At 72.9% G+C, this 7,124-nt stretch carries 7 protein-coding genes; all 7 read right to left on the reverse strand.

Translation table 11 applies throughout. The features are described 5' to 3' along the window. Nucleotides 1-170: 170 nt before the first annotated feature. The gene (locus AB0I76_RS18830) at nucleotides 171-908 is read right to left on the reverse strand and encodes an alanyl-tRNA editing protein (protein ID WP_357036801.1); all 738 of its coding nucleotides are present in this window, start codon (nucleotides 906-908) and stop codon (nucleotides 171-173) included. Nucleotides 909-979: 71 nt separating this feature from the next. After that, nucleotides 980-1,807, reverse strand: coding sequence for a DUF72 domain-containing protein (locus tag AB0I76_RS18835; protein WP_357036819.1), 828 nt, complete (start codon nucleotides 1,805-1,807; stop codon nucleotides 980-982). Nucleotides 1,808-1,830: 23 nt separating this feature from the next. Next, on the reverse strand, nucleotides 1,831-2,916 hold the full coding sequence (locus AB0I76_RS18840) for a glycosyltransferase family 2 protein (protein ID WP_357036804.1): 1,086 nt from the start codon (nucleotides 2,914-2,916) through the stop codon (nucleotides 1,831-1,833). A gap of 39 nt (nucleotides 2,917-2,955) precedes the next feature. Then, nucleotides 2,956-4,740, reverse strand: a complete 1,785-nt coding sequence (locus tag AB0I76_RS18845) for a hypothetical protein (RefSeq protein ID WP_357036807.1) — start codon at nucleotides 4,738-4,740, stop codon at nucleotides 2,956-2,958. Nucleotides 4,741-4,843: 103 nt separating this feature from the next. Then, nucleotides 4,844-6,106: a kynureninase gene (kynU, locus tag AB0I76_RS18850; RefSeq protein WP_357036810.1), complete on the reverse strand. Its 1,263-nt coding sequence runs from the start codon at nucleotides 6,104-6,106 to the stop codon at nucleotides 4,844-4,846. A 97-nt stretch (nucleotides 6,107-6,203) separates the two neighbouring features. Further along, nucleotides 6,204-6,764, reverse strand: a complete 561-nt coding sequence (locus AB0I76_RS18855) for a GNAT family N-acetyltransferase (protein ID WP_357036813.1) — start codon at nucleotides 6,762-6,764, stop codon at nucleotides 6,204-6,206. After that, on the reverse strand, nucleotides 6,761-7,124 hold a 364-nt coding region (locus tag AB0I76_RS18860), incomplete at its 5' end, for a penicillin acylase family protein (RefSeq protein WP_357036816.1). The genes AB0I76_RS18855 and AB0I76_RS18860, both read right to left, overlap by 4 nt.

Here is a 7,124-nt window from a genome sequence, read left to right on the forward strand (position 1 = left end):
CCGACGACATCGACCGCGGCGGCGGCGTTCCCGTTCCGCTCGTGCTGGCCGGAGGATCCGGACTGGCTCTGCTCGCCATCGGTCTGCTCGTCGTGACTCGGATCCGGCGGGCCAGGTCGCGGTAGCCGTCCGACGGCGCCTCCCGCGCCTACGGCGCTCCGGAGGTCGGTTCAGGCGGCGAGGCGGATGCGTACCCGGCGGTTCTGCTTTCCCTTGCTCTCCACCTTGACGACCTGCAGCCGCCCCACCTGACCGATGGAGGCGACGTGCGTGCCGCCGTCGGCCTGCACGTCGAGGCCCTCGATGTCGACGATGCGGACCTCCTCCTCGTCCGGCGGGATCAGATTGGTCTGGGTGCGCACGATGTCGGGGATGGCCAGCGCCTCCGCGCGCGGAAGCACCCGGACCGACACCCGCCGGTCGGTCACCAGCTCCTTGTTGACCGCCTCCTCCAGCAGCGACTTGAAGCCCTCCGGGACCTGCGGCAGGTTGAAGTCCATCCGGGCCTCGCCCGGCTCCATGTTGCCGCCGGTGACCAGCGCGCCGAAGTCGCGGAACACCACGCCGCAGAGGACGTGCAGCCCGGAGTGGGTGCGCATCAGCATGGTCCGCCGGTCGTCCTCGACCGCGCCCTGCACCTCCGTGCCGACCGGGGGCACCGGATCGCCCTCGGCGGGGATCAGGTAGAGGTCGTCACCCTTGTGGGTGCCCAGGATCCGGGTCTGCACCCCCTGCCACAGCAGGACGCCGTGGTCCGGCGGCTGACCGCCGCCACCCGGGTAGAAGGCGGACCGGTCCAGCACGATGCCGCGGTCGGGGTCGACGTGCACGACCCGGCACGTCCACTCGCGCAGCGACGGGTCGGTGAGATCGAGACGTTCCGTGCGTCCATGGTGGGAGATGCCCATGAAGGCGCAGCGTACTACCGGCCGTCGCTGCCGGTGAGCCACCAGCCGCCACGTCGCCGGCCGGTGTTCGCTCAGAACAGCGTCGACTGCCCGACCGGCGTCGGCTCGGGCAGCGGCTCGACCCCGGGCAGGCGCGCCCGGACCTCCCGGTGGAAGTCGCGGGCGAGGTCGGGCGCGTCCGCGTTGTCCGGGGTGTGCACGAAGACCGTGGGGGAGCGGCCCTCGCGCAGCCAGCCGCTCACCACGTCGAGCCACCGTTGCCAGCCCTCGACCGTCCGCGCGGGATCGTCCCGGCCCAGGTACCGGACGATCGGCCGGTCGGTCAGCGCATCGGTCCGCAGCGGCGTACGCGGCTTTTTGGTCCAGGCCTCCCGCTCCGCGTCGCTGGTCGGCGGGGTGCGGAAGAACGCGGTGGTGTCGAAGGGGATCCACTCCGCGTCGACCGTGGCGAGCGTCTCCTCGAGTGTCCGCGCCGCCCGGGGGTCGTCGAAGAAGGCGGGATGGCGCACCTCCACGGCGTACCGGTGGTCGGTGGGCAGCCCGCGCAGGAATCGGGCCAGCGCCGGCACGTCGGCGGGGGCGAACGAGCCCGGAAGCTGGATCCAGAGGGCGTGGGCGCGCGGGCCGAGGGGTTCGATCGCGTCCAGGAAGACGCGGAGTTTCTCGTCGGCGCCGGTGAGCCGACGTTCGTGGGTGACGACCTTCGGCAGCTTGAGCACGAAGCGGAAGTCCGGGTCGGTCTGCCGCGCCCACGACGCCACCGTCTCCCGGGACGGGGTGGCGTAGAAGGTGGTGTTGCCCTCGACGGCGGTGCACCAGGCGGCGTAGGCCCGCAGCCGTTCGTGCGCCGGCAGTGGGTGCGCCAGGAAGCGCCCCTGCCAGGACCTGTGCGTCCACATCGCGCACCCCACGTGCAGGCGCATCAACTCTCCCACCGCTGGACGGATTCACCCGCGGCACGACGGAGCGAGCGGTGTCGGGCGAGGTCCTCGCGGGCCGGCCCGCCCGGCCGGAAGCGCTCGGCCGACCGCGCCGCCGGTTGGGCGGGGACCCGAGGCGGCTCCCCGGTCTCCGTGACCAGGTCCTCGGTCTCCTGCACCAGGTAGTGCGGGCGGCGCTTGGTCTCGTAGTAGATCCGGCCGATGTACTCCCCGATCACGCCGAGGATCGTCATCTGGATGCCGCCGAGGCCGATCACGCTGATGATGGTGGTGGTGTAGCCGGGAACGTCGATCCCCCGGCTGATCGCGTCCTCGACCACCCAGGCCATGTAGACCACCGCGAGCAGGGTGAGGAACAGGCCGCCGTAGATCGCCAACCGCAGCGGCCGATTGTTGAACGACAGCAGCCCGTCGAACGCGTAGTTGAAGAGCTTGCCGAACGTCCACCTGCTCCGCCCCGACTGTCGGCTCTCGTTGCGGTGCGCGACCACCACCGTCCGGAACCCGATCCACGAGAACAACCCCTTGGAGAACCGGTTGTACTCCGGCATCGCCAGGACCGCGTCCACGGCCAGTCGGGAGAGCAGCCGGAAGTCACCCGCCCCGTCCAGCAGCCGTACGTCGATCCACCAGTTGACCACCCGGTAGAAGGACCGCGAGGCCACCATCCGCAGGAACCGGTCCCCACGGCGGTCCCGGCGGGCGATCACCTGGTCGAAGCCCTGGCGGTACAACGCCACCATCTCGGGCAGCAACCGCGGCGGATGCTGGAGGTCGGCGTCCATGATGATGACCGCGTCCCCGGCGGCCCGCTCGAGGCCGGCCAGCATCGCCGCCTCCTTGCCGAAGTTCCGGCTCAGCGACGTGTACCGCACGGACGGGTCGGCGGCGGCGAGCCGGCGCAGCGCCACGAGGGTGCCGTCGGCACTGCCGTCGTCGACGTAGACCACCTCGACGTCGACGTCGGACAGGTCCGCGGTCGCGGCGGTCACCGCCGCGTGCAGGCGTTCCACCGACGCTTCCTCGTTGAAGCAGGGCACCACCACGGACAGGAGCATGGCGCTCACCCCGCCCGGCCCGCGCCGCGACGCCCCGCGTCCGCCGCGTCACAGGTGATAGACCAGCACACCGTCGATCTCCTCCCGGATGATGCCCAGGCCGTCGACCGGCCGGGCCGCGATGCCCTCCCACGGCGTCCCGGCGGCCCAGCCCGGCAGGGCCACCACCGACCGCACTCCGATGCTCCGCAGGTACGCTACGCTGCCCGGATCGGGAAAGGCAGCCGTCGCGGCCTTGGTCTGCGCCTGGGTAGCGGGCTCGAACCCGGCCAGCCCGTTCGTCACGCGGGGGAAGCCGTCGGTCGTCCACAGCATGAAGATCAGGTCGTACGCGCCGCCGGTGGCGGGCAGCACCACCATCGGTTCCTCCGCCGCCCGCATGGCGGCCGGCGGTGGCGGCACCACCGGATGCGGCGTCCGGTTGACGCCCTCCAGCGCGACCATGGCCAGCGGCACCAGGAGGACCACCGACGCCAGGAACCGCAGCCGGCCCCGGGTCGACCACCGCCGTACCGCCTCGGCGAGCACCGTCACCGTGCCCGCTGCCAGCACGGCCAGCAACAGGCTGGTCCAGTGCATCATCCGGCCTGGCGTGCGCAGGGCGTCCCACCCCGGCAGGTGACGGGACAGCGTCAGGTAGCCCGGATCGCCGTCACCCAGGGTGGCGCCGAGGCCCAGCAGCACCGTGCCGAGTACGCCGAGTCCCAACGCGACGCGGTGCCGGACCGGGTACACCGAGACGACGAGCCCCGTGACGGCCAACCAGAGCAGAGTCATCCCGGGCAGCAACGCCATCTCCGGCGGCCAGGACAACTGCTCCCGGGCCGCCGCGTGCCGCTCGCCCCACAACCACGAATCCGCCGGAGCCGTGATGAAGCCGATCAGCGGCGGTGACAGGCTCTCCGTCCACGCCAGCGACCGCTCGGCCTGGGGGTTGAGGTCGACGACGCGCAGGTAGACCAGGCCCAGCAGCACCGTCACCGCGCCGAAGACCGCCCCACCGGCGAGATCCGCGGCCAGCAACCGCCGCCCGAACGGGGGCCGCTCCCGTCGCCGCCACCACGACAGGCCGTAGGCGCCGATCCCGACCAGGACCGTGACCAGCAGGACGTACACCAGCGGCAGGCCGATGCCGAAGCCCAGGCTGATCTGCCAGGCGGCGACCAGCCACCCGGCCAGCGCCCAGCCCGGCCGCCGGCGCTCCGGACGGTACCCGTGCCGCAACGACCAACCGTGACCGCGGGCCAGCATCGCCAGGCACAGCGCGATCCCACCGCTGGACAGGATGTTCAGGTGACCGGCGTGCGCCAGGCGCCACGGCGCGAACGCCCACGCGACCCCGGCGACCACGCCACCCCACCGGCCCGCACCGAGTTGCCGGACCAACGCGTACGCCCCGACGAACGCCAGCGCGTGCAGCAGCACGTACATCACGTTGTACCGGACCAGGGCGGCCTCGAAGCCCGAGCCGAGCATTCCCGCCGGGGCGTACCCGAGGAGGGTGTCGCTGTAGGCGTACGTGTACGTCTCGGGGAAGAACGTGTTCGAGTTCCAGAGGCCGAACGGGTTGCCGAGCACGGCGTGCCCGGCCCAGGCCATCTGCCACGCCTGCAGCGTCGGATCACCGATGTCGCCGGGGATCGTGCTCGCCGGATGCCGCATCGTCGGCCAGGTCAGCGCCACCGCCAGCAGGAGTCCACCGAGCACGGCCAGCGTCCACTCGTGCCGCAGCCAACGCCATCGGCCCCGCCAGAAGTGGACCGGGGCGGCGGGAGCCCGGTCATGGTCGGTGACCTCGGCAGGTGGCGGGGCGTTCGTGGACCCGGTGGACATGAAGATAGAGGATTCACGATGTGAACCGCCGTGTCGATCCCGGTCCGGGATGTGGGCGCGTACCCGGGTCACCTGAGCGCGGGCGGTCACGCGTACCACCCGCTCACGTGACCCGGGAGGGGCCGCCCGGCACCCGTTCCCAGCCGCGTCGCTCGGCGAGGTCGCGCAGCTGGCTCATGGCGTCCCACACGTCCACGTGGCGGGTGTAGAGGGGCGCGGCGCCGAGGCGCAGCCGGTCCGGCGTGCGGTAGTCGGCGACCACCCGCCCGTCACCCGCCAGCGCCCGCGAGATCCGCAGCGCCTCCGGGTGGTGGAGCGAGACGTGGTTGCCGCGCCGGTCCGGGTCGCGGGGGGAGGCGACCCGGAAACCGTACGGGGTGAGCCAGGCGTCGGTCAGGTCCACGATCATCTGCCCGAGGCGGCGGCCCTTCGCGCGTACCCGGTCGATCCCGGCCTCGGCGAGCACGTCCAGGGACGGGTCGAGCGCGGCGAGGGCGAGGATCGGTGGCGTACCGACCAGGAACCGGTCCAGGTCCGGCGCCGGCTCGTAGCCGGCGCCCATGGTGAACTGGTCGCGCTGGCCGAACCAGCCCTGGATGGGCTGGCGCAGCGTCGCCTGCAGTTCCTGTCGCACGTACAGGAAGGCGGGGGCGCCGGGGCCCGCGTTGAGGTACTTGTAGGTGCAGCCGACGGCGAGGTCGGCGCCGGTGGCGGTCAGCTCGATCGGTACGGCCCCGACGGCGTGCGACAGGTCCCACAGCACCACGGTGCCCGCGCGCCGGGCGGCGTCGTTGACCGCCGCCATGTCCTGGAGCGCCCCGGAGCGGTAGGCCACGGAGGAGAGCACCACCAGCGCGACGTCGTCGTCCAGGGCCGCCCGCAGCTCGTCGGTCCGCAACCCCTCGTCGAGGTCGGACGGCAGCGTCCGCAGGGTCAGCCCCCGCGCCTCGGCCAGGCCCTGGAGGATGTACCGGTCGGTGGGGAACTCCTCGGCGTCGACCAGCACGGTGCGGCGGTCGCCGGCGGCGTCGAGTGCGGCGGCGGCGAGTTTGTACAGGTTCACGGAGGTCGAGTCGGAGACCACCACCTCCCCGGGGCGGGCGCCGAGGGCGTGGGTGGCGAGCCGGTCGCCGAGCCGGCGGCCCCAGTCGATCCAGGTCGGCCAGGAGCGGATGAGCTGCTCACCCCACCCCTGACGGACGAGCCGGTCGAGGTGCTCCGGGGTGGCCGCGGGGAGCCGCCCCAGGGAGTTGCCGTCGAGGTAGATCAGGTCGTCGTCGGCGATCACGAACCGGTCGCGCAGGTGGGCGAGCGGGTCGGCCGCGTCGAGTTCCTTGGCCACGGACCGGGGGAAGTCCTCGCGCACGTGCCGCTCCCTTCCGTCCGGTCGGACGATCCAGTCGCTTAAGGTAGCCGACCGACCGCCGGGCCGGCCGCGCGCGTGCCGCCGGCCCGGCGGTCGGTCAGACCGGCGCCCGGTGGTCCGCCTCGAAACGGGCCCGGGTCAGGAACGCCAATCTGGCCCGCTTGTCCGGCATGTCGATCTCCTCGTCGAGGGTGAAACCCTCCCGCTGGAGCCGGCGCAGCGCGCGGTCGTTGCGGACGTCCGGCTCGGCGACGATCCGCCGCGCGGCCGGGTCGCGGAACAGGGAGCGGAACAGGGCGGGGGCGACGGCGGTGGTGAGTCCCCGGGGCGGGTCGTCGCCGGGGGCGAGGAGCAGGTGCATCCCGACGTCGCCGGGCTGCACCTCGTAGCGTTCGCCGACCGGGTCCGCCTCCGGCTGGTAGCTCTGGAACAGGCCGATCGGCGCCCCGTCGAGCATGATCAGGAACGCGTGGTGCGTGGGCAGTCCGTCGACGAACTCGTAGATCTCGCGTACCTGCTCGACCGTCCACGAGCCCATGCCCCAGAACGTCGCCCGGGGTTGGGTGACCCAGCCGTGCACCAGGTCGGCGTGGGCGCCGGGGTCGAGCACGACGAGCGACAGCTCGCCGAAGCCGGGGATCGCCTCGCGGTAGGTCATGGTGCCTCGTCTCCGGTCGTCGGGATGAGCTGTCGCGCGTCGGTGACCACGGGGATCAGCCGGCCGTCGGCCCACCGGGGGAGCTGGTCGTCGAAGTGCGGGTCGCCGGGGCGGCCGGACGCGCCGAAGGGGACGATCCAGCGGCTGGCTCGGCGATCGGTGAGGTCCCACACGTACCGGGCGACCGGCCCGCGCCAGCACTCGTCGGACACGCCCGGTGTGCTGCTGGTGGCGAGCACGCAGTCGGTGTCACCGGACAGGTCGACGCGCGCCCGCATCGCCGCCACCGCCGCCTCGACCTCCGGCGCCACGCCGAGGTGGACCGGCCGCAGCAGGTGCCGCCGCCCCCACACCGACGGC

The organism is Micromonospora sp. NPDC049799, assembly GCF_040656655.1.
GTDB lineage: Bacteria > Actinomycetota > Actinomycetes > Mycobacteriales > Micromonosporaceae > Micromonospora.

Coding starts and splice junctions, on each gene's coding strand:
- AB0I76_RS18835 (WP_357036819.1), bottom strand. CDS start 1,807: ATGTGGACGCACAGGTCCTGGCAGGGGCGCTTCCTGGCGCACCCACTG.
- AB0I76_RS18830 (WP_357036801.1), bottom strand. CDS start 908: ATGGGCATCTCCCACCATGGACGCACGGAACGTCTCGATCTCACCGAC.
- AB0I76_RS18855 (WP_357036813.1), bottom strand. CDS start 6,764: ATGACCTACCGCGAGGCGATCCCCGGCTTCGGCGAGCTGTCGCTCGTC.
- AB0I76_RS18845 (WP_357036807.1), bottom strand. CDS start 4,740: ATGTCCACCGGGTCCACGAACGCCCCGCCACCTGCCGAGGTCACCGAC.